This window comes from Paraflavitalea devenefica (assembly GCF_011759375.1).
GTDB lineage: Bacteria > Bacteroidota > Bacteroidia > Chitinophagales > Chitinophagaceae > Paraflavitalea > Paraflavitalea devenefica.
Map to the genome: position 1 here is coordinate 971,919 of NZ_JAARML010000001.1, position 25,376 is coordinate 997,294.

A 25,376-nucleotide genomic window follows, 5' to 3' on the forward strand; every position below is an offset into this window, starting at 1 on the left:
AACTCACTATTCCGAACGTAAGCTCTTAACAGGATTGGTTAAGGCTGCTTTTATGGCCTGTGTACTTACGGTGAGCAAGGCAATCAAGACAGCTCCTACACCGGCTGCGGCAAATACCCATCCACTGATGCCTATCCTGTATTCATAGCTTTGCAGCCAATCATGCATGATCCACCAGGCCACCGGGAAAGCCACCCCACAGGCAATAATTACCAATTGCAGAAAATCTTTTGACAACAAGCCCGCCAATCCGGTCACACTGGCGCCGAGCACTTTTCGGATGCCTATTTCTTTTGTTCTGCGTTCGGCTGTATAAGCAGCAAGCCCAAACAATCCTAAACAGGAGATGATAATGGCCAGGGTTGCAAATACACCTGAAGCCTTACTGATCAGCACTTCGTTCAGGAACATTTCATTGAACTGGTCATCCACAAATTTGTATTCAAGCGGATAGGCAGGATTGTGTTTCTTCATCACGGCTCCGATCTTCGTCAACAATTGTTCAGGATCACTGTTTGGTTTTATCCGCGCATATACCAGTTCGGCTTTTTTTGGCTGACAGAAAAAGATCACCGGCCCGGGCTTGCCATACATATTGCCATATACATAATCCTTTACAACACCTACTACTGTCAGATCGGTGAACACTCCTTCATCATTCCCACGCGGAGACTGTATGACCTTACCCACCGCGCTTCCTTTGCCCATGAGGCTGGCCATTGATTGGGTAATGATCACATTCTTACTTTCAGCAGCACCATCAACAGTAAAATCCCTGCCCTCAGCAATTTGCATCCCGAAGGTGGAAATAAATTCAGGGCTTACACCTCTGTGCGCAATGGACACTTCATTGTCAACCGGCTTTCCCTGCCATTTGAACCGGCTATCGGTATTGCCGCCATAGATGGTTGAATGATTAGAGAGGGCAGCATTTTCTATCAGGCCAGTCTGCAAAAGGTCCTGCTTGATTAAGGGGAAAACACCGGTAACATCATGCTGCATGTCTACCTGGATCAGGTTGTCCTTACTAAAGCCAAGCTGCCTGTCTTTTACATGCTGTAGCTGACTATAAACAATAATGGTGCTGATAATGAACACTACCGAAACAGCAAACTGAAGCACTACCAATCCTTTTCTTATCAATGCAGCACTTCCTGCTTTCATTTTTAAACCTTTCAATACAACAACAGGATTGAAGGACGACAAATACATAGAGGGGTAGCTGCCGGCCACCAGCCCGCAAATAAGGGTAATGATAAGCAAGGCAGTTATATGAAGCGGGTTGCCCGGGTGCAAGGAAAGATTCTTCTGCATAAGCCCGTTATACGCCGGCAATGAAATAAGGATAATCACCATGGCAACAACAGCAGCCATTGTTGACATGAGTAAAGTTTCGCCTATAAACTGCATGATTAACCCTCTCTTTCCGGCACCCAGCACTTTGCGTACACCCACTTCCCTGGCACGCCGCTGACTACTGGCAGTAGCCAGGTTCATGAAGTTGATACAGGCAATGAAAAGGATGATCCAGGCAATCGTAGAAAGCATACGTACTTGTTTGATGCGCCCGCCACCAGTCTGTTTGCCATTCTCAAACTCGTTATAAAGACGCCAGTCAGCCATGGGGAATAAGAAGGTCTCGCTTTTCTGATCAGACTTCTTCCGTGAAATAAAATTTTTCAATTGTTCGTTGACAGCTATGACATTGGCCCGGGGATCTAATTCAACATAAGTATACGGTCCATAGCTTTCCCAACTGGGCGGCTCCTGACGCCGCTGAAGATCGAACTCAAAAGGCGCCAGCCATTCAAATTTAAAAGAAGCGTTTTCAGGCAGGTCTTTCAGTACACCCGTCACCACAAAATCCTGTTCATTGTCTACCCGCAGCGTTCTTCCCATCACATTTTTATCCTCCCCAAAAAACTTCTTTGCCGTACTTTCTGTGATCACGAGCGCATGCAATTGATCGAAGGCATTCTTTGCATTGCCCTGAACAAAGTTCAAGGTGAACATGCTGAACAACTCAGCATCAACATACCTGCCCGATGCATACATTGCTTTATCCGAAAAACTGAAAAGGGCATGTTGCGCTACATCCGATGCCCGGGCGGTATTGACAATACCCGGGACCTCACTTTTCAATGCTGCTGCCATCGGCCGTGGTGTAGATCCCATGGTAAATACCCGGTTGTCGAATCGCTTATTTACATTTATCCTGTAAAGCCTGTCTTTTTTTACATGCACATTGTCATAATCTATCTCATCTTCCACCCATAGAAAGATCAGTCCGGCGCAAGCGATACCGATTGCCAGGCCAAGGATGTTGAGGGTATTATAGGTTTTGTTTTTCCACAGATTGCGGAAAGCAGTTTTGAGATTGGTTTTGAACATGTTCGTGAGGTTATAAGGTTGTGTATGGAAGAAAGACAAGACGCATAATGGAATGTTGCTTGGGGGGAAGGCAACGAGGCAACAAGGCATTGAGGCAATGCGTTTGCTTCGGTAACCCTTTGCCTGGACGGGCCAAAGGCCCGAAAATAGGGCTGCGAGACTGCAAGTCTCGCAGAGCTGCATAAAAAAGCCCGCCGGATATAGGTCTCCGACAGGCCTTTTATGTTAACCCTTGTTATAAACCAACCGTTTTTCTAATTCCTTCCTCTGGTTCTGTCCAATTCTATACGTGCAGAAAGATATTCATATACTGCTTCGAGGTAGTTCAACTGAGCGGTAGTAAGTGCCAGCTCGGCATCTGTCAGTTCCAACCTGGAAGCCACCCCTTTTGAATACCGGTACTGAATGATGTCATAGCTCAGTTTGGCCGTTTCCTTTACCTGCACCTGTGTTTTCATTCTTTCAAAGGTTTCCTGCAGGTTGGCAATGACCTGGGTCACTTCCGTTTTCAGTTGTTGCTGTGCATCGGTTAAGCGTACGACCGACTGGTCTTTGTTTATTTTGGCCTGACTAATCCTTGCCTGGTTCTTATACCCGCTGAATAAGGGTACTACCACCTGTGCACCGGCAAAAGAAGCGGAAGGCCAGTAGGCATCAAAGAAGTTAGCCCCTTTGGCCTGGCTTTGCACCTGGTATTGACCGATGAGCGAAACTACCGGCAGGCGCTGCGCCTTAGCCTGCAATACCTGCTGATCACTGATCTGTTGGTTAATGGCCAATATCTGCAGATCGGGACGCTGTGCTTTGGCCTCTTCATAGATCACTTCCTCCGTGGGGATCTGCTCATCCTTCGCCAGCGACAGGGAGTCTGTCAACTGAATATCCTGCAGGGAATCTATGCCTATGAGGGTAACCAGTTGCTGCTTTCCTACCTGTAATGCGTAATTGAGCTTCAGGATATCCGGCTGCAGGTTCTTGACAGACGTATAGGCCCGCAAAGTGTCTACCCTTAATCCTCGTCCCTGCGCCAGCAGGGAACGCGCATCCTGCAAAGCCTTTTCATTACGTTGCAGGCTTTCGTATTGCAACTGCAGCCTTTCCTTCACCACCAACATACCCAGATAGATGCGCTTTACGGCAGCCGCCACCTCGGTTTCGTTGTATTTTTGGTTTGTTCTGCGGGCATGTTGGTTCAACTGCGCCTCGCGCAAGGCAGGCCGGGCCGATGGATTGTATACCGGGTAAGCCACCGATAAGGTAGCGGCAATCTGGTCCCTTCCACCGATGCGGCTATAGGGCACTTTATCACCGCCGCCATTATCGCCAAAGCCAAAGAAAGCAGGCATTACAAAGTAATGGAGGTATTGACCGCCTATACTGGCGGAGGGTAAGGAAAGGCTACGGGCTACCCGTACTTCCTCACCTGCTTTATCAATGTCGAGCCCCGCTATTTTCAGGGACCGGTTGTTCTTAATAGCCAGTGATACGGCATCCGGCAATGACAGGGATAAAGACTGCGCTATGCTGCGTACACCAGGCAGGAGGAAGCCTGCCGACAATAAAAGGGTGTACACTATTTTTTTCTTATTGATCATATTGATGCATTTGGATTCAATGAAACAGGGGCTGGTGCAGGTACTGCATTATGCAGCGCACCCTCATCACCTGCTGTTTTCTTAGCCGGCCGTGAGAAATAAGAGTACACGGACGGGATAACGTATAATGTAAGGATACCGGCGAAGACGAGACCACCCACTACCACAATACCCAGGGAAGTACGGCTGCCTGAAGAAGTACCCAATGATAAGGCAATAGGCAGTGTACCAAAGATCATGGCCAGTGTGGTCATGAGGATGGGCCTGAACCGGGAGGCGGCAGCCGATATAACAGCGTCTTTCACCTTCAATCCTTCGTGTTTACGCTGGTTGGCAAACTCCACAATGAGGATACCATTCTTGGTGATGAGACCAATTAGCATGATGATACCGATCTGGCTGAAGATGTTGACCGACTCACCGGTAAGCCATAAGCTGAGCAAGGCGCCGGTAACCGCCATGGGTACTGTTAAGAGGATGATGAAAGGATCTATCAGGCTCTCAAACTGCGCGGCCAGCACCAGGTAGATCAACACGATGGCAAAGATGAAAGCGAAGATGAGGCTGGAACTGCTCTCTGCATAGTCACGGCTCTGGCCTGCCAGTTGGGTGCGGAACCCTGCGGGCAATACATTCGCGGTGATGTTGTCCAGCTCTTTAATCGCTTCGCCAAGGCTTACCCCAGGCGCCGGTGTAGCGCCAATGGTAACACTGTATGCCTGGTTATAGCGGTAGATAGCAGGCGGGCTGATGCCTTCTTTGAGGGTCACCAGGTTATCCAGGGACACCATTTCATTGCTGGCCGATTTCAGGAATAAGGAACGCAGGTTTTCCGGCGTAGACCTTTCCACACGGTCCAGTTGACCAATCACTTCATACTGACGGTCGTTATAGATGAAGTATCCATACCGGCGGCCACTTAGGGCCAGTTGCAGCGTACGGCCTATTTCCTGTGTGGAAATGCCCAATTGCGCCGCCCGTTGCCTGTCGATAGAGATACTGATCTCAGGACGGTTTACTTTGAAGTCGGGGTTCTGGAAAGTCAGCTTGGGACTTTGGAATACCGCTCCCATCAGTTTGGGCATTACCGCTATGAGGCTATCCAGCGTAGGCGCCTGTACTACATATTCTACCGGCTGGGAGGTGGAGAAACCGCCGATGGTAGGTATTTGAATAGGAATGAGGATCACATTCCGGAAACGCTGGGAGGCTACTGCCAGCTTTTCATAGATCTGCTGCTGGGTCATCTTACTTTTCCTTTGCTTCGGATCTTCGAGGAAGACCCATTGAAAGCCACCGTTTACCGGTTGCACCAACGTACCTACAGTAGCAGCTATACCTGCATAGGTAGTATTGTTATTGAGGTCCGGAATGGAATCGGCCACGTAAGCGCTGATCTCTTTCATGGTTTGCTCCATGCTTTCATAGGAAGTACCCTCCGGGGCAATCACTGCCAGGCCCACCATCGACCTGTCTTCCAGCGGCGCCAGTTCGGAAGGCAGTTTGGGAGCCAGGTAATAAGCAATGCCAAAAGAGCCGAGCAGTAGAATAAATCCAATCCAACGGTACCGCATGAATGCTTTCAACGAGCGCTCATAACCGGTATTCAGCTTCACAAACCAAGGCTCTGTTTTACGGTACAGCCAGCCATGGGTAGTACCCGGCTTCAGCAGGTAGGCGCTCATCATGGGAGAAAGCGTCAACGCTACAAAGGCAGAGATCAATACAGAACCGGCCACCACGATCGCGAACTCTTTAAAGAGCCTGCCGGTAATACCGCCCAGGAAAAGGATGGGCAGGAACACCGCCGCCAGCGTAACCGTGGTAGAGATCACCGCGAAGTAGATCTCATTGGAACCTTTGCGCGCTGCTTCCAACGGCTTCATCCCTTCTTCTACCTTACTGTAAATGTTTTCCAGCACCACAATGGCATCATCCACTACCAGACCAATGGCCAGCACCATGCCCAGGAGGGTAAGTACATTGATGGAAAAGTCGCCAATGTACATGATAAAGAAGGCCGATATGATAGACACCGGTATCGCTACCAGTGGGATTAATGTACTGCGCCAGTCGCGCAGGAAGATGAAGATGATCAATGTCACCAGTCCGAAGGCCAGCAACAATGTTTCTTCCACTTCCGACAGGGAGTTACGTACAGGGACTGTAAAGTCTTTACCCAGGGTGATGTTAAAATCCTTGGGCGCTGTCTTTACGATATCATCAAACCGCTTTCTAAACTCTTCCACAATAGCCAGTGAGTTGGCGCCGCGTTGTGGCTGTACGCCTGTTCCTACACCGTATTGTGCTTTTTTACCTTCGGCCACAATCATCGCCGTACGTTCGTTCTGGGAAGACATGATTGCTGTACCAATGTCGCGGAACCGCACAATGGCTCCATCCTTCTGGCTGATGATCATGTTATTGAAGTCCTCTTCGGTTACCAACCTGCCTTGTGTGCGCAAGGTTACTTCTGTATTTTCTCCTTCAATACGCCCACTGGGTAAATCCACATTCTCCCGCTGCAGGGCGCTTTGAATGTCATTAGGCGTAAGTCCATAGGCGGCCAGCTTTACCGGGTCCATGCGCAGGCGCATCGCCCGTTTGCGTCCTGCATAGGTGTCTACCAGGCGTACGCCAGGAATAGACTGTAGTCTTTCTTTGATGTTGATGTTCACGAAGTCGGTAATATCTTCCAGGCTTCTGGTATCGCTTTGCACGGTAAGGAATACCAGGAAGTCGGCCGGACCCGATTTCTCCACGATGGTGGGTTCAATATCAGTCGGTAGCTGCTGCCGCGATTTAGATACTTTATCGCGTACGTCATTGGCAGCCGCTTCCAGATCGGCATTGAGGTTAAATTCAACAGTGATGATACTTACCTGCTCGCGGGATACGGAAGACATAGCGCGTATACCATTGGCTTCCGCCACCGCTTCTTCGAGGGGCTTGGTCACCTGCGAAGCAATGATATCAGCACTGGCCCCGGGGTATACAGTAGTTACTGTAACGATGGGAGAATCAGTGACCGGATATTCACGGGTACCGAGGAAGGTGTATCCTACGATACCGAAAAGGATTAACAGAACCGACATCACTCCGGCCAATACAGGCCTGGAGATGCTCATTTGAGAAATGGCACTCATACAAATGTTGTATTAATTAAGTCTTATTTTATTTTTACCAGGGCAACTTCCGCTCCCGGCATCAGGCGCAGCAGGTTGCTGGTGATGACGGTATCTCCCTGATTAAGTCCGTTAATGATCTGCACTTCCTGTGTTCCGCGCTGGCCAATTACCACAGGGGCCAACTGCACTTTGTTGTTTTTTGACAGGTACACTGCATAACCCTGCGGAGAGGGCATGAGTGCCTGGCTGGGCACTTTCAGCGCATCATTGGCTGTGTGCAGGGCCAGGTTGAGCCGCGCACTTTGGCCTGATACCAGTTTACCATGGGGATTGGGACCAATGGCTTCTACCAGGAGGGTGCGTGTCTGTTCATTCATTTTTGATTCCTTGGCAATCACGGTGGCGGCATAAACAGCAGTATCGGACTGAACAGTAAAACGTTGTGATTTACCGATGGTCACGAGGTTGGCATATTTTTCCGGTACAGAGAATTCTACTTTGATGCGTGTATCATCCACAATATTGGTAAGTACTGTATTGGGAGATACCAGTGCGCCGGGATATACCCGCACGATACCTACACGCCCGTTGAAAGGGGCCCGGATACGTGTTTTATCAATCGTTACCCCCAATGCGCGGATCTCTGCCTTTAATACATTGAGGTTGGTAACCGCCTGGTCATAATCCTGCTGTATAGCTGCATCATGGGCTATCAGGTCTCTCAGGCGTTCTTCATTGAGGGCGGCCAGTTTTTCCTGCTGACGCAGGCGTTCCAGTTGCGCCTGCAGATCGGCATCGTCGAGCTGGAAGAGCAGGGTGCCGGCCTGTACGTAGTTGCCTTCTTTCACCTGTACGCGCACTACTTTCCGCATTAACTCACTGGCAATAGTTACTTCCTGGTTGGCCACCAGTGTACCGGTGATCTCTATTTCTTCACTGAAAGAAGTTGGCTGTACTATGTACCCATCTGCCGGCACGGCGGGATTAGGCGCTGCCGCTGCAATAGCCTGCTTGGGTTCGTTGGCCTGACTGGCGCATGATTGAATAAAGATGATAACAGGCAACAATATAAACAGTAGCCTGTAAACCTGGGTTTGTAATAATGGTTGGCTCATACTCATATAAGTGTATTTAAATTGATACATTCAAATGTTTCGATGTTTTAGGGTATAGATTTCCCCGCCTGTTGTTGCTTTGGGCATTAACGGGCAGGCGGCGGGAGCTTTATGATTGATTGTTGAAATGAATCTCGCCGTGGAATGACAAGCTTTCTGTAGAACCGGACTGCAAACTTATAGAAACATTGAAATATTTCGATGTTTTTTGTAAAAAAATTTTTGTTAAGCCTTCAGTGTTTGTAAAAAATTTACATACTGGTCAATCATCTTGTTGTTGAGGGTGTATTTCATATTACGTCCTTCTTTGGTGGGGATGATCAGTTCGGCATCCGTCAGCAATTTCAGGTGATGTGAAATAGATGGCTGTGTAAGGTCCACAAAATCATATACATCGGTACAATACAAACAGTTCTTATTTTTCCGTAACTCCTTCAGGATCATTAACCGGTTGGGGTCGGCCAGGGCTTTGGAGATCTTCTCTACTTTTTTTGCATCCATAAAAATGTCTTTTAATCGTATCGCCTGATTCAGGGGCGCTCACGCAGAAAGTTTTATGGTTTTAAATGCACACATGTCTTCTATAACAGTTGTCCGGCAATAAAGTTGCCGCCTGCAAAATTAAGTGTTTAAACAATAAGAAGCTATTTGATTTTTAGTGTCCCTGCCGGGTCCGAAGGACTCCTTCGGAGAAGGCGGCAAGGCGGTAAGTATTGAGCTTTTGCTGAGACACTACCTTTTAGGGGATGTACAGGCAAAAAAAAAGCCACCCTCGTGGGTGGCTCGCCTGTGTGAATTGATACCCTATTGAATGATGACCCTGCTTACACCAACTCGTTGATCATTTTTATCAAACACTGTTAACCAATGGATGCCTGGTTTCATGGCTGCACTTCGTGCCAGGTATGCTACCTGGCTGGCATGGGTAATATTTACCAGGCTTGCTTGCTGTAATTGTTTTTCTGCATTTCTTAACTCCAGCCGGTACGGGCCTGCAGGAATACCGCTAAACTGTATACGAATTCTATCAGTGGCCGGATTGGGTGCCACCAAAATATTTTCATTATTTTTTATAAGAGCCTGTGCAGCCACCATGGATGAGTATTTATACGTAGCGTCTTTTTCAATGATCCTGAGCCGGTAGTAATTGATTCCCGATATGGGACGCTTATCCGTATAACGGTATTGATTGACTTCTTCCGTATTATCCCAGGGGAACACGAGCGCAATGGTCTCAAAGCTCGTTCCATCAATACTATGTTGTAATTCATAGACATTGGTATTGATCTCCTGTGCCGCTTTCCAGCTCAGTTCAATGGTTTTATCCTTTTTCAGTGCTTTTAATTCAGACAAGACGGCGGGGGGCAACGGCGAGGCGGGCGAACAAACAGACAGTCCAGTTAAGATAAGTATCCCGGTACAGCATTTCAACTTCATAGCAGTGGGTATTGTTAAGGTTATAGGAAAAAGACAAAAAAAAGGTCTTTCATTTAGTACGTTCCTGCGGTTTACTTGTTACATATATAGATGGCATTTAGAATGATCTTAACATGGTACAGCAGAAAATTTCCACTGATATATGTCAATTGATGAAGTACAAAAATAGCATCTGCATGCGCTTTCTGATACCCAAAATAACCCATAAAATACCCGGATCGGGTCAATAAACCCTTATAGTAAAAACACCAATAAACACCCGCAGCGATCTTTTAACACTTTCATTATTCTACTCAAATCCGTTTATGAACCTTCAATCACCTGTCAGCACTTATAGCATTTCCTTTCCTTCCATTGATTGTGATCAGGATCTTGAACAGCTTGCCAAAGAACTGAATGGCGAAGTGGTGGACAAAAATGTGATCCAGTTATCCGGCGGCCTGGCCAAAGGGCTGGTAAAAAGGAGCCAAATAGAAGCAGATTGCTGTATCCGGACCTGGAATCTCTTATTTAATTATCCCGTTGAATTATGCAAGCCGGGTATCCGTTCGGACAATAAGAGCTTTAGCGTTATTTATGTATTGACGCCCGATTCTTTCCGGTTGAAAAGTGTGGGCGGGCATCGGCAGTTCAATCAGACAGAGGCCCGGAGCACCCTGATCGTTGCCAATGATATAGACCTCCGGTTTGATGTTATTCCTTATTATGCCGTGCAGGCAATAGAGATCAGGATCACCACTTTCTGGCTGGCCCGGCATTTTCAGCAAGCAGGCTTACCGCTGGAAAACCTGCTCGACAGGATCAATGAAAAAGAGGCTTCCCTTATCCTCAGCAGCATTTGTACTACCAGCGTCATTAATAATGTGAACAAGGTCTTTGAAGCCTGTATGAACACGGAACCTGATAACGACCATGCCGGTCAGTTAGCTACTTCCCTGATCCTTGATTTCCTGCACAAGGCTTTTAACAATCAGCCGCCAAAGGTTTTTGGTAATCATGACGCGCACTTTTTAAAAGTGATGGAGGCTGAGGCTATATTAAAGGCGCACCTGCAACGCAATCTTCCCCCGGTCTGCGCTATTGCACAACAGGTTTCCTTAAGTGAATCCACCTTGAAACGGCACTTCAAAGTTATATTTGGTAAAAACCTGTATGAATATTACCTGGAGAAGAAGATGAACCTGGCCAAGTTGTTGTTACTGGAACAACCGCTAACAGTATATGAAGCCGCTAATCTGATGGGCTATGAGAAGGTGAGCAATTTTATCTGGATCTTTAAAAAGCATCACGGTTTTTCACCGGGCAGCCTGAAAAAAAGAGGATTGGTAAATCTATGATTATGCCTGTTAGCTTGCCTGGTGGCACGCTATTTTTAGGTACTCATTTTTCCCATTTTGGGTCTTGTTAATAAAATGAAACTGTATCAGCGATCATCATTAAACAACCAACCCAATCCATAAGCGTATTTTAATTTTAGATTGTTATTTATTTCAAAGAAAAAATATAATTTAGTGTTTGATTATCTCTGATCATTTCCTGACGCCTCACACTTGGTTAAAGACTCTCTGAAAGTTGCTCCCCGGCAAGGATTATTTTGCCATCACTCAAACCTTAGCTTGATTGTAGACATTACCGGGTAACCGTATTTCTTTATTTATTGGTAATACTGAAAAACCACAAATAAGGAAGAGCAAATGCCATATCCAGGCGTGAAATCCCCGTGCCTTCCCTGGACCTTATGGCATCCCCTCTTCTGTTTTAATCCTTTTTACCAACCAGCAGCATAACCCAACTTACCCTGTACTGCTCCTGAGCCTATTAGATGATAGCGTTCCCTGTTGTCCGTCTTCTGACATTCCATACGCTAATCGTCTTTAATCCGGATTACCGGTTACAGCTAAACAGCGACTCTCCACTGCTGCAAGGCATGCAAACCGGTAATCCGGATTTTTATTTGCCCACTCTCCCCCTGTTTTTGGTACTTATACGTCATTTTAATTCCATTTTAATGCGATATTTATAGCAGATAACCTGTTGATGGCCCATTATTTCTGATTTTTGTCGGCATAATCATCTACTCACTTATGGAAGAAGTTAAAATCTTATTGGTAGAGGATGAAAAGAAGATCGCTGAGGCCCTTAAGAAAGGATTAATGGAACAGCAGTATCATGTGGAGGTAGCCTATGATGGCCTTATCGGAAAGAAAATGATCGAAACATATTCGTTCGACCTGGTGATACTGGATATCAACCTGCCGGGGATGAACGGGTATGAGCTGTGCAAGGAGATCCGAAAACGGGATGAACGCATACCGGTAGTTATGCTGACCGCTTTGAGCGCTACCGAAGATAAGATTGAAGGATTCGATGCCGGCGCGGACGACTATATTGTAAAACCTTTTGATTTTAAGGAATTACTGGTACGCATACGGGCATTGCTCAAACGCATTTACCAGAATGTACCTACCGGCAATATGCTGAAGGTAGCCGATCTGGTGATGAACCTGGACAGCAAAGAGGTTACCCGTGCAGATAAGCCTATCTCGCTTACCGCCAAAGAATTCCAACTACTTGAATTCCTGGTACGTAATAAGAACCGTGTAGTATCCAGAGCCGATATAGCCCTGAACGTATGGGATATTGATTTCGATACAAAAACGAATGTCATTGACGTGTACGTAAATTTTTTACGCAAAAAGCTTGATAAAGATTTTGATACCAGGCTAATACATACGCAGGTAGGGATGGGCTATATTTTAAAAGAGCATGCATAATAGGTGAAGATCAAATTTAAAATAACTGCCCTCTTCACACTGCTGGTAACAGCCATCCTGCTACTGCTTAGTTTTTTCATTTATTATTTCTCTTCCCTGGAGCGGCTGGAAGCTTTTAAAAAGCGGTTGAAGGGCCGCGCCAATAATAATGCCCAGTTGTATACCTATTTTGGCGATAGCAGTGTAGTGATGCTCAAACGCCTGGATGCCGGATCTACCAACACGCTGCTGAATAAAAGTGTGATAATCTATAACTACCTCAATAAGCCTGTGTATGAATTCAATGCAGAAGGCACAGAGCCGCCGCCCGTCAACGTATCCACGCTCGAAAAAGCCCGGTTGAATGGCGAGGTTTATTTTACGGCACACAACAGGGATGCCCTTGCCTTTCACCATACCGACACGGTGAACCGCATTGTAGTAGTGGTGGCGGCGTATGATGCTGATGGATGGGACCGGCTTCAGCAACTGGAAAGGTTCCTGCTCACCGGCCTGTTAATAGGCATTGCCACCGCAGCACTGATCGGGCACCTGTTTTCCCGGCAATTACTCAGCCCTATTACCCAGATTATTAAGGAAGTAAATGATATTTCCTCTCAAAACCTCTCCCACCGGATAGAAGCAGGGAGCGGGCATGATGAATTGCATCAGTTGGCCAACACGTTTAACGAGCTGCTCAACCGCCTGCAGGAATCCTTTATGATCCAGCGGCGCTTTATTTCCAATGCCTCCCATGAGCTATCCACGCCCCTCACGTCTATTTCCAGCCAGTTGGAGGTGACCCTGCACAAGGAAAGGAATATTGAAGAATACCGGCAGGTGATGCAATCTATCCGCGAAGATGTGCAGCAAATGCAACAGCTTACGAAAAGCCTGCTGGAAATTGCCAAAACAGGATCGCAGGGAACGATCGAACTGAATGAAGTACGGATTGATGAGGTGTTGTTCAAGGTAATGAGCGATGTACGGAAGATCAGTCCTGCCTACCAGGTGGAATTACATTTTGGAGAGTTCCCGGAAGATGAAAAGCGCTTCCTGGTATTTGGCAATAATGACCTGCTGTACAGCTCTATCAAGAATTTTGTAGAGAATGGCTGCAAGTATTCTCCCGATCATATTTCCTGGGTAGACCTGTCATTTGACCAGGACCAGGTAATTATACAGGTTAAGAATGAGGGCAATGTTATTGCTGAAGATGAGCGGGAACATATTTTCCAGCCATTTTACCGTACTAACGCTGCCACACACATTAAAGGGTTTGGCCTTGGCCTGCCACTGGCCCAAAGGATCATCAGCCTGCACCGGGGCACCATCCGTGTTGAATCCGATACCCAAAATGGTACTATTTTTACTATTCTGCTTCCTTCTGTCAAAGCCTTTTCCGCCCAGTAAGCCTTTTTAATTAATTGCCTTTTAATGCATGTTTAATTAGTGTTTAACAGCAAAACAGCATATTTGATAATACATGAAAGCAGGTATGAAACACCCCTTATTTTTACGTTGGGTTCCTTTATTGTGTCTCGTTTTGGTGCTCATTGCCGGGGTTACCCTCCGGCAGCGGAACTCAAAACTTGTTACCAGGAATAATAGATTGACACTGCAAAATGACTCTATTCTTTCCGTGAACCTCCAGCTTTCCAAAGAGATATCAAAACTGCAATGCCTGCTGGATAGCCTGCGATTAAAGAATGGCGCTATCAGCAGTACCCGTAATTGATGTTGCCCCATAAAATCCACAATCCATTCTTTTGCAACCCGGTTTCCAGACCCCTAAACACCACCCGGATTAACCTACGGTTAACCCAGCTTTCCGAACAACTTCCCGGCCTCTTTTTTAATAAAAAAATTCCTTTTTAATGACTCCTAATCCCAAAAACACTTCGTACCTTTTAGGAAGCAAAGGAATTATTCTTTATGTGGATGGCTTAGCTCTATAGCCCTATCATAGCATCACCGATTGCCGCCCGCCTTGTTTTATTATCAGCCCGTTTTAATCAAATCCCATTGTCCCAGCCTTATGAAAGCATTCCAGATACCCTATGGTATCCAACATCATTCCTGTCACATTCAAAAAAGGAGAAGCTATGAAACCGCATCAATCACCGTACATCAACAAGCGGAAGAAGACGATCGAGTTCCACATTCACAACAGTTGTGCAGATCACATTACGCTCGCAGGAACATTCAATCATTGGGCACAGGATGAATTACAAATGCAGCCAGCCAAGAATGGTATGTGGCTCATTGAAATTCCCATGCTGCCGCAGGGAAAGTATCATTACAAATTCTTTATTGACGGGCGCATGTGGATGGAAGACATTGAGAACCAGCTTAGGGAACCAGATGGTGTTACCGGCTGGAACAGTGTGCTCACCGTGTAGTTTAAAAAAAGAGTATGGGTGTAAAGAGATTGATCAAATGCAGCATCTCTTTACACCTTTTTTATTTCAGGCATCTCCATAGACTTTATACAAGGGACCTCTTAACGGATCGCTTTTACCGGAACAAATGAACTCCAGCACGTCGGCAATCTGCGCCGGACTTACCCACTTACTGAAATCCGCCTTGGGCATCTCTTTCCGGTTCAGCGGGGTATCAATGGTGCTGGGAGCAATAACAGATACCACTACATTTTTTCCTTTAGCAGACTCATTGAGCAGATCGGCCAGTTTTATCAGCAATGATTTACTCAGGGCATAGGCAATCATGTTTTTTCCTGCTTCCGGCTGCAGGGCAGGCCTGGCACCCACCAGTACGATACGGCCATACCCATTCTCCATCATGTGCTGAAAGAGCGGCCGGGCCATATAATAAGCTGTCTCAAAGTTTACGGAAAACATTTTTTTGAGGGCCTCCCCATCTGTAGCGGCAATATCGCCCATGGCAAATCCTCCGACCAGCAGGAGAGCACTGTCAATTTTCTTGTACAGGCTGATGGCTTCCTTTACAAAGGTGTCGCTTTCGGGTTCAGATGCCAAGTTCACCGCATGCAGTTCAAATTGCGGATGGTTACTGGCGAAACCGAGATGACTGCCGGAATGGTCAACCGCAATGACTTTATAGTTCTCATCGAGGAATTTCTTCACAACAGCCGTACCCAGGCCTCCATTGGCGCCGGTGATCAGTATTGTCCTGGTCATGATTAAAAGGATTGAAGTGCAAATGTAAAAAAACCGGCGTGGAAACGCCGGCTCTAACCAACATGAACTCGGTTGATCCTTTAAAACACATAATTCCAATTATGTTTGTCTTGTTCTTTTCCTGTACGTATGGCTTCCAGTTTATCCTTCAACCTGAACATTACAGCACCGGGGGTATATTCCGGCAACTGGTAATCAATGCCCCTGCTATGAATGACGCCGATCGGCGCCACAATAGCGGCCGTGCCTGCTCCAAATGCTTCTGTGATGAGGCGCTGGCGGAAGGCTTTTTCCAGTTCGTCCAGGCTGACAGGCCTTGTTTCCACCGGGATGCCGAGGTCGCCGGCCAGGGTAAGCAGGGAATCGCGCGTAATACCATCCAGGATAGAATCGCTGAGAGGCGGCGTTACCAGCTTGCCGTCTATAACAAAGAGGGCATTCATCATACCGGATTCTTCAATGTATTGATGGTCGTGGCTGTCGGTCCATAGCACCTGGTCATATCCTGCTTCTTTGGCCTTTTGGGTGGGATAGTAAGCCCCTCCGTAGTTGCCGCCACATTTGGCAGCGCCGGTACCACCCCTGGCAGCCCTGGCATAGCCGGTTTCCACTTTTACCCGCAGCGGCTTTTGGAAGGCGCCTGCTACCGGGCCTGAGAAGATGATGAATTTGTATTCATCAGAAACTTTCACACCAAATTTCGCTTCACTGGCAAAGGCAAACGGACGAATGTATAAGGCCGTGCCCGGCGCTGCAGGCACCCAGGCTTTATCCAGCTCAATGAGCTGCCGCAGCCCTTCTATAAAGACTTCCTCCGGAACGATGGCCATGCACATCCGGTCCAGTGACCTGGTCAGGCGCTCATAATGCTTATGGATGCGGAATATGTTGATGCGGCCATCTTCCATGCGAAAGGCCTTCATGCCTTCAAATACCGTTTGCCCATAGTGCAGGGCAAGGGTGGTAGGCGATACGGTCAGGTCGCCAAAAGGAATGATCTCCGGTGTGTTCCATTTTCCCTTTCCATAATCACAAACGAGCATGTGATCGGCCACATATTTGCCAAATTCCAGGTGATCAAAATCCACTTCCCGTATCCGGGACTGTTTGGCCGGCCGTATGGAGAAGGCCTGTGTGAGTTCCATATTGAGTTTTTTAAGTGATTAACTGGCTATACTTTCCCTTCCTTAAGGAGTTTATGCAATGAGCTCTTTTCCGATGCGCATGGTTTGCGCTATTAATATGTCAAAATCTTCCAACCTGCTGCGGTGATTGGTAATGGCTGCGCGGATCGCATATTTACCATTCAGTAGCGTGTAGGAAGGTGCGGCAATGCCCTGTTCCTGTAACCGCATGAGTATTTCCTTGTTGATGATGTTCAACGCTGAGTCGTCCAAACCACCGGGATTAAAACGGAAGCATACAATGTTCAACGGTACTTCCGCCAGCAATTCCAGGTTATGCTCTTCCTGTACCAATCCTGCGAGGTATTGGGCCTGCCGCAGGTTTTTCCGGATCATGTATTGATAGCGCCGGATGCCATGCTCTTTTAAAGACATCCATACTTTCAATGCCTTGAATCCCCGGGATAACTCCATTCCATAGTTGCTGAAAGGATCAGGTCCACCCGACAGGCCCCGCTCATGTTGTACGAGATAGGTAACAGCGGTGGCAAATGCTTCCCGGTGAATGGCGGCATCACGGATGAGCACACAGGCCACTTCATAGTTCACATATAACCATTTGTGAAAATCAAACGAAAGGCTGTCTGCCAGCTCGAGCCCTTTCAACCGATCATCAAACTCAGGCAATATTTTGGGAACAGCGCCAAATGCCCCATCAATGTGGAACCACAGGTTTTCCTGTTGGGCGATGGCGGCCAGCTCTTCCAGGGGATCAATTGCTCCTGTGTTGACCGTACCTGCATTACCAACGATGCAAAACGGAAGGTGGCCGGCCTCGCGGTCTTCCCGGATCATCTGCCTTAACAGGTCTACCCGTATACGGTACTGATCATCTACCGGTACTTTCCGGAAGTTATCACTGCCTATACCAATTACTTCCACCCCTTTCACTACACAATTGTGTGTTTCTGCAGAACCATATACGATCATCTGTGCGGGAACGGCCTGTAAGCCTTTTTTCCGGATAGATTTGTTGAAGTGGTTCCTGGCTACTACCAGGGCTGTAATGTTAGCGAGCGAAGCACCGCTGACCAATAGGCCACTGGCTGTTTTGGGGAAGCCCATCATTTCCTTTGACCATTCTATTACCTGCTTTTCCACATACATGGGCATGTGATCACCAATGCTCACGTTGGCGTTCATACCGGCAGCCAGCATATCGGCCAGCATGCCCAACGGTGTGCCGCCGCCCTGCACCCATGACCAGAAGCGGGGATGCCCGTTTTCTGTATTGTAGGGTAATATCTGGGTGAAGAAATGCTCGTATACTTCTGTGGCCTCCTGGGGGAATTGGGGCAGCGGATGCTCCATGCTGTTCAATGCATATTTGGAGGGCTTTTTCCAGGCTGGCCTTTGCCGTGATGACTGGTAGTAATCGAACATGTCATCCAACATACGGTGACCCAGTTCTTTTAAGGAAGCCCAGTCTGCAGGGTCTAATGTCTCTTCTTCGAGTAACTCCGGAACTCTTTCCATATACAACACGATTTAAGTTAAGACTATGCGAAGATGTAAAAGCGATGTGCGCGCAGCAACCCGATTCTTGCCCTTTCGCATAGCAGGTGTAACGACTTGCTGTTAACAGTACAAATCTCCTTTGATTTTTTTATTAAAAACAGATTCAGTTTTTTCAATTTTAGCTATATCAGATAGCATCTGTTACAGTAGTTGCCTGCCGTGGCAGTACAGAAAAAGCCGGGGCCCATTGGGTCCGCCCGGTGGCGGACCCAATGGGCCCCTTAACGTTTAAACTTCAAATGGGAAAGGATCAGGGCGCTGTTTTTACTGTACAGCAACAGGTTACAATTCCTCTATTGCAAGGTGATGGTATATGCCTGCGGGGAGGTAGTTTCAAGGTACCCGCCGGCATGGTCAATTTTTGGGCGAGCCGGCTTTGCGACTATGCCGCCGGCATTGTTTTCCCTGGCTACTGTAAATCCCATTGAGACAATGATGCACAACAGGATGGCAATCTTTTTCATACAAAGGTGTTGGCTGGTAAACAAAAGCAAATTCAGATACGGGACAAATGTCTACCAGATCACCTCAGCGGGCAATAGCAGCATGCCTGAACTGTTGTTTTGGAGGTATGAAATGATGGATTCTTTTCTCCGCAGCGCCCTCCCGCTGGGGCGGGACAAGTTCTACGGAAGACACTGCGAAGGAAATCAAAGCCGGAGGCTTTGAAATAGGCGTCGCGAGCCAGAGGCTGGCGACTGAGGGAAAGGCGGAAGACAGTTTTTAACTGACGGTTTCCTGCCGGGTATCCTGGTAAATGCGCTCAATGGCATCGCGGAATTTCTCCATGATGACTTTGCGCTTCAGGCTTAGTTTGGGCGTCATTTCGCCGGTTTCTATGCTCCATTCCCGGGGCAGCAGCTCAAATTTCTTGATCTGCTCTACATGGTTGAAGTATTTGTTGAAGTTCTCCACGAGGTCTTTATAGAGGTGCATGACGGGTGGCTGGTTGATGAGTTCTTCTGTAGTGGTTGCCTTTATACCCTGCTGCCTTGCCCAGTCTTTGAGGTTACTGATGGCCGGCACAATGAGCGCGCCTACAAATTTCCTTTCTGCGCCTACGACCATTACCTGCTCTACAAAGGGCGATTCTTTCAGTTTATTTTCAATGGGGAGCGGCGCCACGTATTTACCGCCACTGGTCTTAAACATTTCTTTTTTGCGGTCGGTGATTTTCAGGAACCTGTTTTCCACGATCATCCCAATGTCGCCGGTATGGTACCATCCATCGGTAATGGCATCCTGTGTAAGATCGGGCCGTTTGTAGTAACCCATCATGACATTGGGGCCTTTGCTGAGTATTTCTCCATCTTCTGCAATTTTCACTTCTACGTTGTTGATCAGCGGCCCAACAGAGCCAAACAGCCTGTCTTTTTCCTGGTAACGGTTTACACTGATGACAGGAGAGGTTTCTGTTAATCCATACCCTTCCATAATGGGAATGCCCGCCGCCGTAAAGATGCGTATCAATCTTACCTGGCAGGCAGCGCCGCCCGTTACAATACACAACAACCTATTGCCCAGGGCTTCGCGCCATTTACTGAATATAAGTTTGTTGGCCAGCGCCAGTTGCATCCTGTAGCCGATGCCCATGTTTTTGTTGATCTCGAACCGGGTGGCCAGGTCATGAGCCCAGAAAAAGAGTTTCCTTTTGATACCGGTCAGCTCCGCTCCCTTGGCCATGATCTTGTCATACACTTTTTCCAGCAGGCGGGGCACGGTGGTAAACATGGTAGGCTTTACCTCTTTGAGGTTATCGCCAATGGTTTCCAGGCTCTCTGCGTAGTAGATGGAGGTGCCCTTGAAGAGGTACACATAGCTTACCATGCGTTCGAACACGTGGTTCAATGGCAGGAAGCTCAGGGCACGCATGTTATCACCTGGCGGAAAGCAGGGAATAGAATCGAGTACATTACTGAGCAGGTTCCGGTGCGACAGCATGACACCCTTGGGCGTACCCGTAGTACCGGAAGTATAGATGATGGTAGCAAGATCTTCATACCGGATCGAATCTGCAATGGCAGCAGCTTTCCCCAGCCCTGCTTCATCGGCCAGACTTATTACATCTTTCCAATACCGGGCATTCGCAACATGCTCAAAGGTGAAGATGTCTGTAAGCGAGGGAACACGGTCTTTCACGCTGAGCACTTTGTGAAATAGTTCTTCATCATTTACAAAGATCATTTTGACCTGTGCGTCCTGCAGGATGAATTCCAGTTCATTCACATTAATGGTAGGGTAAACCGGCGTGAGGATGGCGCCAATCCGTTGCACTGCCATGTCAATCATTAACCATTCGGGGCGGTTCTTGCTGATGATGGCTATTTTATCACGGCCTTCAGCCGTCATATCACCGGCACTGATACCGAGGTTCAGTAACCCGGCACTTAGTTTATCTACCGTGTCTTTAACCTGTTGTGTGCTATAGGTACACCATTGACCATTTTCCTTACCGGCCAGCATATCCGGTAAAGGCGTACGTTCAAGATGGTATTGAATACAGTCGAAAAGGCGCCTGGGTTCAGTCATAACAATCGTTGTTTACAATATATAAATCAAGGGGCACATTGATGCAACATCCGGAAGCTCCCTATTGTTGTTTTTTCCCGGCTATTGGCCATCAAATTACCAAATAAGTGGTAATAAAAAAAGCTCCCCGCAAAGCGGGAAGCCTTATTGATAATCAGATGGTCTGAATAGTTATTTGGAAGCAGTCTGGTAATACTGACCGCCCGGCAGTTTAAACACCCGGTTGCGCTGGAAGGTATTGAACTGGTTATAGGCTTCCGTATTTGCTTTGGTCCAGTTCTCATACGCCGCCAGGTTGCTGGCCGCCCCAAAGATCCACTGGTTATAGGCCTCAAATATGCCTGATTTCAGCAATTGCTGCTGGTATTCGAATAAACGGGAAGGCTGTCCTTTGGCATATTTCTCAAACCAGGTGGTCACAAATTTGGTCCTGATGGCCGATAGGGTTTCCGGCGTAACGCCATTGGCGGCTACATAGCCCGACTGGGTTTTCATGATGTCCAGGAAAGCCCGTATAAAGTTGTTTTTAGTATCCTGGTTTTTGGTAAGGTCACTGTCTGTAAATAGTTTTTTATAAGAGTCCAGCAGGATGTTCTTGATCTCGGGGGTGCGCTTTGAATAGCTCTCCAGGTTGACGAAGATCTCGCCATAGATCAATGCCCATACTTTATCTTTTGTGAAGAAGTAGTATTTGGCGGCATTGTAGTAGTTGCCGGAGTGGTTGGGATCTACTTCTATGCCTTTTTCCCATTGCTTGACGGCATCGGAATAATTCTTTTTGCTCCACAGCATTTCCCCGTACTCACTGTATAATACACCGCTGTTGGGAAATTTCTTAAGCGCTGCCCGGTACATTTTTTCGGCATCTTTTGCCTCTTCAATGGCCTTGTATACCATTCCCAATATCTGGAAGCTTTGTACATCAGCATCCTGCAATTCGGGGAAAGGCTTAGCTACTTCCAGTGCATGGACATAATCGCGGTTCAGGTAGTAGGCAAAAGCCAGGTCTTTTTTAAGTTCCAGGTTAGTGGTCTCTTTTTCTATGGCCCGGTTCAGCACGAGGATGGCATTGGGATAGTCGCCCTGCCGGGTAAAGGCTTTGGCTTTTTCCTGTAAAGCTTTCCAATCCTGATCCTGGGCACCGGCAACGCCTGCTGATAAACACAAAATGGCAGCGAAGAAGAATCTTTTCATAGGCGCCAAAGATACAGTTTTTCGAATTGGAGGTACCAGGGGAGATGTTAAAGCTTCATCCTGAGCAGTACCGGCAGTTCATTGTTCTGCAACACCAGCAGGTAACGGCCATTTTTAGCGGGTATTTCTTTTATATCCCTTATTACGCCGGTCAATTCCAGGCCGGATTGCCTGCCTGCCAGGCCGGTAAAACCTCCTTTCCCGTTGTTCAATAGTACATGACCAAAAGAGGCATCCATGCGGGCAAACTGGGGCAGGAAACCAAAGCAGTTACCTCCCATGACCAGGTCGGTAAAGCCGTCCCGGTTCATATCGGTGCAGAGAATGCTGTTGATACAGGAAAGCTGGGTCATCAGGGGTAGTTTGTGTACGGTAAATTTTCCGTTCCCCTCATTCACGGCTATACAGGAGGCAGCATAGTTGATGGTTTTGACCAGGCTTTTCTCCAGCAGGTCGGCAGGAAAGAGGTCCTGTATGGTTTTTTGGGCAAAGTCTTCATGTTTGAGCGTCAGCTTTTTCACAGAGGGCAACTGATCGGTCAGGTCGCGTTTCATAAAAACTGTTACATCGTGTCCCTTTACGGTGCGGGTCATGATCTTATCGGTCACCCCGTTGCCGTCATAGTCATTGATCCATATTTTCTGCGGCGCCTCCTGTGTGGGGCGCAGGTAGAAGTTTTCGCCCATGTTGCCCAGTAGGAGGTCCTGGTCGCCATCCTGGTCAATATCTGTGGCGGCCATGGATTGCCAGCAGCCATATAACTGATCGAGGTTGTTTTTCAGGGGCACGAAGTGATCGCCCTGCCAGGAAAAGATACCGGGCGCCATCCATTCACCGGCAATGATGAGTTCGGGATGGCGGTCGCCGGTAAGGTCGGCAAACACGGCTCCCGTTACCAGGCCAACCTGCGCGATATCCGGATTTTTCGTTTTGGCGATGTCGTTGAATTTGCCCCGCCCATCATTCAGGAGCAGGTAGCTGGCAGGCGAAACGCCGTAGTTACCGGGGATGCTGCGGCTGCCGACAAAGAGGTCCAGGTCGCCATCGCCCTCGAAATCATGGGCCAGTACCACAGCGGTATTGCCATCATTGGGCGGCAAGGCAGCCGTATTGATGGCAAAGTTCCCTTTACCATCATTGATGTAAAGCCTGTTCTGCATTTCCCGGCTGCCCATGGGATGATTGTTACCGCCTGAGCCTACAAAGAGATCAGCATCGCCATCTTTATCTGCATCAAAGAATAAAGCGGCTACATCTTCAAAGTTGGCAAACTGCTCAAATGTTGTTGAGGGTTTCTTTATAAAGCCATTGTTTGTTTGGAGGTAGAGTTGCCCGGCAGTGCCGGCTGCACCGCAGATATATACATCAGACAGTCCATCACCATTCACATCTCCCAAAGCAGCTTTGGGGCCTTCCCGGGAAAGCATCATGGGAATGTTACGCTCATAATAGAAGTCAACATAATCATCTTCCACATGCTTATCAAACGGGCTGCTCACTGTTTCCAGCAGTGGCTGAACGGTAGCGGCAGGAGGTGCGGCAATTGGTTTTCCGGCATCTGGTTGCTGAATAGCGTATACTGAATCGGCTACCGGACGATCGAAGCGTGAAGCCGTAAGATCGGGCCAGATGATGATCATAGAATCAACCGGTTTGTTACCGAGGCCAATGATGGCTTTATAGTCTACGGACGACTGAAAGCCGCGGCCCGGAATGATCTCGCGGCTCATGATCTGATTGCCCTGGTATACTTTCACGGTACTGCCTACTGCAAAGGTGTTGAGGCCTTTGCCTTTGAGGCTAACCCCTATGTAATGATTGCCGGCTGTTTCCCGGTTGTTGTTGCGGTATATGAATGCTTTTTCATTTACATTGTTGACCACCAGGTCCAGGTCACCATCATTGTCCAGGTCGCCATAAGCAGCACCATTGGAAAAGGAAGGTTGCGTAATACCCCAGGAAGCGCCTGCATCTGCAAACTGCAGATTGCCCAGGTTCCGGAAGGCTTTGTTGACAATAGGCCGCGAAGGCATTTTTGCAATGATCCCGTCTACCTGTTCTTTTTTACCGGTAAGCGCCATTTTACGCACCACTTCATTGGCAAAGAAATCTATGAAATCCTGGTCTGTTACGTCGTGGTAAATACCATTGCATACATAGATGTCGGAGAGGCCATCGTTATCTGCATCGAAAATGAGGGCGCCCCAACTCCAATCGGAAGCTGCCACGCCGCTGTAATGAGCTGTTTCCAGGAAACGGCCATTCCCATTGTTGACCTGCAAGGTATTTTGCATGTACTGGTGGTAGAAGCCTTTTTTAATGGTGAGGCGGTTAACATCAATGGTTTCGAAAGAGGCGGTTGTTTTTAACCGGTATTCATCATCCGGCAGCATATCTGTTGTAAAGATGTCCGGATAACCGTCATTGTTGATATCGGCCATGTCGGCGCCCATAGAAGACAAACTGATGTGCTGTGTCCATTTTTCCAGTTCTTCTGTAAAGGCGCCATTGTGCTGGTTGATGTAAAGATAATCGCGTTCAAAAAAGTCATTCGAGATATAGATGTCCGGGTAGTGATCATTGTTCACGTCCCCTACGGTGACCCCTAATCCAAATCCAATGAGGCTACCATAGATGCCGGCCTCTTTGCTTACATCTGTAAATTTCCCCTTGTCGTTCCGCATGAGGCGGTCACCACCGCCTTTGAGGAAATCGGCTACCGGCCAGTCTTTTGCCCGGAGATCGCGGTTATTGGCGTAGTTAAGTGTATTAACAGGAATAAAACTATTGTTGAGCAAGTACAGATCAAGGTCGCCATCGAGGTCATAATCGAAGAAGGCGGCATGGGTAGTATAATCGTTTTCGGTTAAGCCGTAAGCAACGGCAGAATCTGTAAACCCAAGCCGGTGGTTGTTGATGAAGAGCTCATCCTGCTGGTCTACGCCTTTCTGATAACCGGCATTGCATACGTAAATGTCGAGCCAGCCATCATGGTTCACATCGGCCATGACCACACCTGTGCTCCACTTTTTTGTGTTGGCGATCCCTGCTTTTCCGGAGATGTCCTCAAACTGCCAGTTGCCTTTATTGAGGTATAATTTGTTACCGCCCGAATTGGCGGTAAAGAAGATATCACTTAATCCATCATTGTTAATATCGCCGATGGCTACACCGCCGCCATTGTAAAAGTTGCGATAAGAGAAAATATTGAAGTCGGGCGAATCCTCTACCTTATTGGTAAAGTCAATACCCGTATGCTCCATTTGCTCAAACAAAGCAGGCGGGGCCTTCTTTTGAGAGCAGGACCATAAGAGAGAACAGGCAAGCGACAGGCAGGCAAATGTATGGCGGTGTGTCATAAGAACAGGAAG

18 protein-coding genes are annotated in these 25,376 nt (G+C 47.7%); 5 read left to right on the forward strand and 13 right to left on the reverse strand.

Translation table 11 applies throughout. The annotated features are described in order from the left end of the window. Positions 1-6: 6 nt before the first annotated feature. The 6 genes from HB364_RS03920 to HB364_RS03945 form a co-directional block, all read right to left on the reverse strand. Positions 7-2,391, reverse strand: coding sequence for an ABC transporter permease (locus HB364_RS03920; RefSeq protein WP_167286580.1), 2,385 nt, complete (start codon positions 2,389-2,391; stop codon positions 7-9). 254 nt (positions 2,392-2,645) lie between these two features. Continuing rightward, on the reverse strand, positions 2,646-3,986 hold the full coding sequence (locus HB364_RS03925; protein ID WP_167286581.1) for a TolC family protein: 1,341 nt from the start codon (positions 3,984-3,986) through the stop codon (positions 2,646-2,648). Beyond that, positions 3,983-7,132 carry an efflux RND transporter permease subunit gene (locus HB364_RS03930; protein WP_167286582.1) on the reverse strand — a complete coding sequence of 1,050 codons (3,150 nt, stop codon included), beginning with the start codon at positions 7,130-7,132 and terminating at the stop codon, positions 3,983-3,985. Before HB364_RS03930 ends, HB364_RS03925 begins: the two co-directional genes overlap by 4 nt. Positions 7,133-7,155: 23 nt before the next feature. After that, positions 7,156-8,229: an efflux RND transporter periplasmic adaptor subunit gene (locus HB364_RS03935; protein ID WP_167286583.1), complete on the reverse strand. Its 1,074-nt coding sequence runs from the start codon at positions 8,227-8,229 to the stop codon at positions 7,156-7,158. Positions 8,230-8,454: 225 nt separating this feature from the next. Then, positions 8,455-8,730: an ArsR/SmtB family transcription factor gene (locus tag HB364_RS03940; RefSeq protein WP_167286584.1), complete on the reverse strand. Its 276-nt coding sequence runs from the start codon at positions 8,728-8,730 to the stop codon at positions 8,455-8,457. Between the two features lie 303 nt (positions 8,731-9,033). Continuing rightward, positions 9,034-9,666, reverse strand: coding sequence for a fibronectin type III domain-containing protein (locus HB364_RS03945; RefSeq protein WP_167286585.1), 633 nt, complete (start codon positions 9,664-9,666; stop codon positions 9,034-9,036). 305 nt (positions 9,667-9,971) lie between these two features. On the opposite strand from HB364_RS03945, the gene HB364_RS03950 reads away from it, so the two are divergent. The 5 genes from HB364_RS03950 (at position 9,972) to HB364_RS03970 (ending at position 14,821) form a co-directional block, all read left to right on the forward strand. After that, positions 9,972-11,003: a helix-turn-helix domain-containing protein gene (locus HB364_RS03950; protein ID WP_167286586.1), complete on the forward strand. Its 1,032-nt coding sequence runs from the start codon at positions 9,972-9,974 to the stop codon at positions 11,001-11,003. Between the two features lie 747 nt (positions 11,004-11,750). Continuing rightward, a complete protein-coding gene (locus tag HB364_RS03955; RefSeq protein ID WP_167286587.1) occupies positions 11,751-12,440 on the forward strand; it encodes a response regulator transcription factor in 690 nt (229 codons plus the stop codon). Between the two features lie 3 nt (positions 12,441-12,443). Then, complete coding sequence (locus tag HB364_RS03960) at positions 12,444-13,832, forward strand: HAMP domain-containing sensor histidine kinase (protein WP_167286588.1); 1,389 nt, start codon at positions 12,444-12,446, stop codon at positions 13,830-13,832. 85 nt (positions 13,833-13,917) lie between these two features. Further along, entirely contained in the window at positions 13,918-14,157 is a 240-nt protein-coding gene (locus tag HB364_RS03965; RefSeq protein WP_167286589.1) for a hypothetical protein, read from the forward strand. A 367-nt stretch (positions 14,158-14,524) separates the two neighbouring features. Further along, positions 14,525-14,821 carry a hypothetical protein gene (locus tag HB364_RS03970; protein ID WP_167286590.1) on the forward strand — a complete coding sequence of 99 codons (297 nt, stop codon included), beginning with the start codon at positions 14,525-14,527 and terminating at the stop codon, positions 14,819-14,821. A gap of 66 nt (positions 14,822-14,887) precedes the next feature. Here the strand turns inward: HB364_RS03970 and HB364_RS03975 are convergent, their stop codons facing one another. From HB364_RS03975 to HB364_RS04005, 7 genes are all read right to left on the reverse strand, one after another. Then, the gene (locus HB364_RS03975) at positions 14,888-15,580 is read right to left on the reverse strand and encodes an SDR family NAD(P)-dependent oxidoreductase (RefSeq protein ID WP_167286591.1); all 693 of its coding nucleotides are present in this window, start codon (positions 15,578-15,580) and stop codon (positions 14,888-14,890) included. Between the two features lie 80 nt (positions 15,581-15,660). Beyond that, positions 15,661-16,725 carry a branched-chain amino acid aminotransferase gene (locus tag HB364_RS03980; RefSeq protein ID WP_167286592.1) on the reverse strand — a complete coding sequence of 355 codons (1,065 nt, stop codon included), beginning with the start codon at positions 16,723-16,725 and terminating at the stop codon, positions 15,661-15,663. Positions 16,726-16,776: 51 nt separating this feature from the next. Continuing rightward, complete coding sequence (locus HB364_RS03985) at positions 16,777-18,240, reverse strand: pyridoxal phosphate-dependent decarboxylase family protein (RefSeq protein ID WP_167286593.1); 1,464 nt, start codon at positions 18,238-18,240, stop codon at positions 16,777-16,779. A 335-nt stretch (positions 18,241-18,575) separates the two neighbouring features. Continuing rightward, entirely contained in the window at positions 18,576-18,746 is a 171-nt protein-coding gene (locus HB364_RS03990) for a hypothetical protein (RefSeq protein ID WP_167286594.1), read from the reverse strand. Between the two features lie 259 nt (positions 18,747-19,005). Then, positions 19,006-20,811: an AMP-dependent synthetase/ligase gene (locus HB364_RS03995; RefSeq protein ID WP_167286595.1), complete on the reverse strand. Its 1,806-nt coding sequence runs from the start codon at positions 20,809-20,811 to the stop codon at positions 19,006-19,008. 171 nt (positions 20,812-20,982) lie between these two features. Then, entirely contained in the window at positions 20,983-22,005 is a 1,023-nt protein-coding gene (locus HB364_RS04000) for a tetratricopeptide repeat protein (RefSeq protein WP_167286596.1), read from the reverse strand. Positions 22,006-22,052: 47 nt separating this feature from the next. Next, positions 22,053-25,364 carry a VCBS repeat-containing protein gene (locus tag HB364_RS04005; protein ID WP_246228308.1) on the reverse strand — a complete coding sequence of 1,104 codons (3,312 nt, stop codon included), beginning with the start codon at positions 25,362-25,364 and terminating at the stop codon, positions 22,053-22,055. Positions 25,365-25,376 lie beyond the last annotated feature (12 nt).

Excerpts from the sequence above, each read along its gene's own strand:
- HB364_RS03970 (WP_167286590.1), top strand. The coding sequence starts at position 14,525 with ATGAAACCGCATCAATCACCGTACATCAACAAGCGGAAGAAGACGATC.
- HB364_RS04000 (WP_167286596.1), bottom strand. The coding sequence starts at position 22,005 with ATGAAAAGATTCTTCTTCGCTGCCATTTTGTGTTTATCAGCAGGCGTT.
- HB364_RS03965 (WP_167286589.1), top strand. The coding sequence starts at position 13,918 with ATGAAACACCCCTTATTTTTACGTTGGGTTCCTTTATTGTGTCTCGTT.
- HB364_RS03980 (WP_167286592.1), bottom strand. The coding sequence starts at position 16,725 with ATGGAACTCACACAGGCCTTCTCCATACGGCCGGCCAAACAGTCCCGG.
- HB364_RS04005 (WP_246228308.1), bottom strand. The coding sequence starts at position 25,364 with ATGACACACCGCCATACATTTGCCTGCCTGTCGCTTGCCTGTTCTCTC.
- HB364_RS03935 (WP_167286583.1), bottom strand. The coding sequence starts at position 8,229 with ATGAGCCAACCATTATTACAAACCCAGGTTTACAGGCTACTGTTTATA.
- HB364_RS03925 (WP_167286581.1), bottom strand. The coding sequence starts at position 3,986 with ATGATCAATAAGAAAAAAATAGTGTACACCCTTTTATTGTCGGCAGGC.
- HB364_RS03950 (WP_167286586.1), top strand. The coding sequence starts at position 9,972 with ATGAACCTTCAATCACCTGTCAGCACTTATAGCATTTCCTTTCCTTCC.
- HB364_RS03985 (WP_167286593.1), bottom strand. The coding sequence starts at position 18,240 with ATGGAAAGAGTTCCGGAGTTACTCGAAGAAGAGACATTAGACCCTGCA.
- HB364_RS03945 (WP_167286585.1), bottom strand. The coding sequence starts at position 9,666 with ATGAAGTTGAAATGCTGTACCGGGATACTTATCTTAACTGGACTGTCT.
- HB364_RS03990 (WP_167286594.1), bottom strand. The coding sequence starts at position 18,746 with ATGAAAAAGATTGCCATCCTGTTGTGCATCATTGTCTCAATGGGATTT.
- HB364_RS03920 (WP_167286580.1), bottom strand. The coding sequence starts at position 2,391 with ATGTTCAAAACCAATCTCAAAACTGCTTTCCGCAATCTGTGGAAAAAC.
- HB364_RS03940 (WP_167286584.1), bottom strand. The coding sequence starts at position 8,730 with ATGGATGCAAAAAAAGTAGAGAAGATCTCCAAAGCCCTGGCCGACCCC.
- HB364_RS03930 (WP_167286582.1), bottom strand. The coding sequence starts at position 7,132 with ATGAGTGCCATTTCTCAAATGAGCATCTCCAGGCCTGTATTGGCCGGA.
- HB364_RS03955 (WP_167286587.1), top strand. The coding sequence starts at position 11,751 with ATGGAAGAAGTTAAAATCTTATTGGTAGAGGATGAAAAGAAGATCGCT.
- HB364_RS03975 (WP_167286591.1), bottom strand. The coding sequence starts at position 15,580 with ATGACCAGGACAATACTGATCACCGGCGCCAATGGAGGCCTGGGTACG.
- HB364_RS03995 (WP_167286595.1), bottom strand. The coding sequence starts at position 20,811 with ATGACTGAACCCAGGCGCCTTTTCGACTGTATTCAATACCATCTTGAA.